Raw genomic sequence first — 2553 nt, 5'->3', positions numbered from 1 at the left:
TTGTACCGAGGATTTCTGCGATCTTTGGGATGCTCAAGCCGTCGGCATAATGAAGCAGAATACGTGCGCGCTCTACCCGGCGATATTCTTCTGAGCGCGCGTGACTGATTCGTTGAAGCATTTCTCGATCGGCAATGGATAATACTAACTTTTCTTTTTTCGATTGGAAGGGCATGGTTTCTCTCCGTTTCAATAAGGGCTACGAAGATTATACCATAAAACGCTGGAATATAGTTACATACTTTCGGAACGTTATACTAGCCATCGGGTGGCCAGAACTTTTTGTGGATGCACTGGATACTGCTTGGGCTATCCCGTGGTACAGTATCGGCATTGCTTTTATAGGTGCAATGATTATTACGCTCGTCGCAACGAGTTGAGTCCGTATAATTGTGTAAAATAGCATTTTCCCATAAACGATTATGATCTCTTGTTCGCAAACCTAGCATGAAAATGGTAGGGAGGTTTGTATGAGCAAGAATTACCCCATACTGCTAGTACCATGGTGAAGAAGTACGTTACTATTTATGGTGGGTTCGACTCCGTCCAATAAACCGTAAGGATCAACTCTGTGTACAAACCGCTGCAGACCTGAGCCTGCCCTGTTCAGAATACTGCGAACATAAAAATGCTTACATTCGAGTTGTTCCGTCACCATGCTTACTTTTGTATGGAGGTTATAGATCATGGAAGTTTTGTTAGAACACTGTGCTGGAATGGATGTCCACCAGGAAACCATTGTCGTTTGCGCTCTCAACACGGATGCGGAAGGAAACGTGCAAAGTGAAATTCGAACCTTTGAACGCGCAACGCATCAAGAACGTTCCGGGCCGCAAGACGGATGTTTGCGATGCGGAATGGATCGCCAAGCTACTTCGGGTCGGTTTGATTGAAGCGAGTTTCATTCCATCAGAGGATTTGCGTGAAATGCGGGATTTATGCCGGCTGCGCAAAAAGCGTGTCGGCAACCTGACGGCAGAAAAAAACGCATTCAGATCTACAAACGATCCCGGGGGTAAGCCGGGTCACTGCCGCCGCTCTGATCGCGGAAATCGGAGTGGACATGGAGCAATTCCCCTCCGCCGAGCATTTGTCTTCCTGGGCGGGCGTTGCTCCGGGCAACCATGAAAGTGCGGGCAAAAAAAAAGCACAAAAAGCGTAAAAGGCAATTCTCATGCAAAAATAGGCCTTATGCGAAGCGGCTTGGGCAATCGCTCGCTCCCGCAACACCGCATTATCTACGAAGTTTTGGAAAATCGCTTCACGGCGCGGCAAGAAAAAGGCGTGTATTGCTATCGCCCGAAAGATACTCTTAATCGCCTATCATATCCTTAAAAACAAACAGCCTTATATCGAAGAGGGTCCGACTGTTCTTCGGGAGGCAAATTAATAGTATTAACAAACCGACATTTATTCAAACCTAAACGACCCCAAAAAGGGGCACCGGGCATCCTATTGCCCATTTTTCTAAAATTGTTACGTTTGTGAAAAGACGATGCGCATCATGCGTGCATTGTATTTTCACATAAAATAATTAGTTGATTATATAAGCACTTGATTATATAATAAGCATGAAATCAAGGAGGTGTACCGACACATGATGATCTCAATAGAGGAAATGGCGGAACAGTTTAAGTTGTTAGGTGATAAAACTCGACTTAAAATTGTTTCACTTTTATCTCAACAACAAATGTGCGTTTGTCATTTAGTTGAGCTACTGCAATCGACTCAACCGAATATTAGCCAGCATCTTCGTAAATTGAAGGACGCCGGTTTAGTGGTAGAAGAACGAAGAGGACAGTGGATTTATTACTCACTTTCGATTGAAGATAAACCTCATTTAAAAGATGCAATTGAATATTTGCCAAAGGTAAGGGAAGAAGAGCAAGTAAAAATCAACGCGATGATGTGTGATTAAGGAGTGTAGATGTCATGAGTCAAAGTAACACCAAGAGACTCTCTTTTCTGGATCGCTATCTCACCTTTTGGATCTTTGGGGCAATGGCCATTGGATTAGGGTTAGGGTATATGGTGCCTAATTTCTCCGAAGTATTTTCTAGCATGCAAATTGGAACGACTTCGGTACCGCTTGCTATAGGTCTGATTGTGATGATGTATCCGCCACTTGCAAAAGTGAAGTATGAAAAGCTTGGGCGGGTGTTTAAGGATTGGAAGGTACTCCTTCTGTCCTTAGTGCAGAACTGGATTATCGGTCCGATTCTGATGTTCTTCTTAGCTAGTCAGGAACCTCCTATCCAGTGGCATCATCTTTATCTTTCACGGCTGCAAGCAATAACTTTGAACTAGCGATAGCCGTAGCGATTGGTGTGTTCGGTCTGGATTCAGGAGTTGCATTCGCCGCGGTAATTGGACCACTCGTTGAAGTACCCGTATTGATTGGGCTTGTAAATGTATCGCTTTGGATCAAGCGGAAGTATTTCGAGCCTGCACTAAATAAGTGACGGATTGTAAAATGAAGTGCGACACCTTCTGGGAATAAAAAACAAAGGGCCCATGGCCGGATTCGTGTAGAATGAAAGTTCTCACCACCCC

The 2553-nt window shown here is 44.5% G+C and carries 2 protein-coding genes and 2 pseudogenes; 3 read left to right on the top strand and 1 reads right to left on the bottom strand.

All coding sequences use genetic code 11. The annotated features are described in order from the left end of the window. Positions 1 to 121 (bottom strand): helix-turn-helix domain-containing protein (locus PPOP_RS26070; protein ID WP_422730658.1); only part of this gene is annotated, 121 nt, incomplete at its 3' end. A 565-nt stretch (positions 122 to 686) separates the two neighbouring features. Between PPOP_RS26070 and PPOP_RS21055 the strand changes: the two are divergent. From PPOP_RS21055 to PPOP_RS16605, 3 genes and pseudogenes are all read left to right on the top strand, one after another. After that, positions 687 to 1390 (top strand): annotated as a pseudogene (locus tag PPOP_RS21055) (IS110 family transposase). Between the two features lie 207 nt (positions 1391 to 1597). Further along, positions 1598 to 1918 (top strand): ArsR/SmtB family transcription factor, encoded by a 321-nt coding sequence (locus tag PPOP_RS16610; RefSeq protein ID WP_006287804.1) that lies wholly within the window; start codon positions 1598 to 1600, stop codon positions 1916 to 1918. A 14-nt stretch (positions 1919 to 1932) separates the two neighbouring features. Then, positions 1933 to 2462: pseudogene (locus PPOP_RS16605) on the top strand (arsenic resistance protein). Positions 2463 to 2553: the final 91 nt, after the last annotated feature.

Source organism: Paenibacillus popilliae ATCC 14706 (assembly GCF_000315235.1).
Classification (GTDB): domain Bacteria; phylum Bacillota; class Bacilli; order Paenibacillales; family Paenibacillaceae; genus Paenibacillus_B; species Paenibacillus_B popilliae.
Note: the sequence above shows the minus strand (reverse complement) of the source record. Positions and strands in the feature narration are given on the sequence as shown.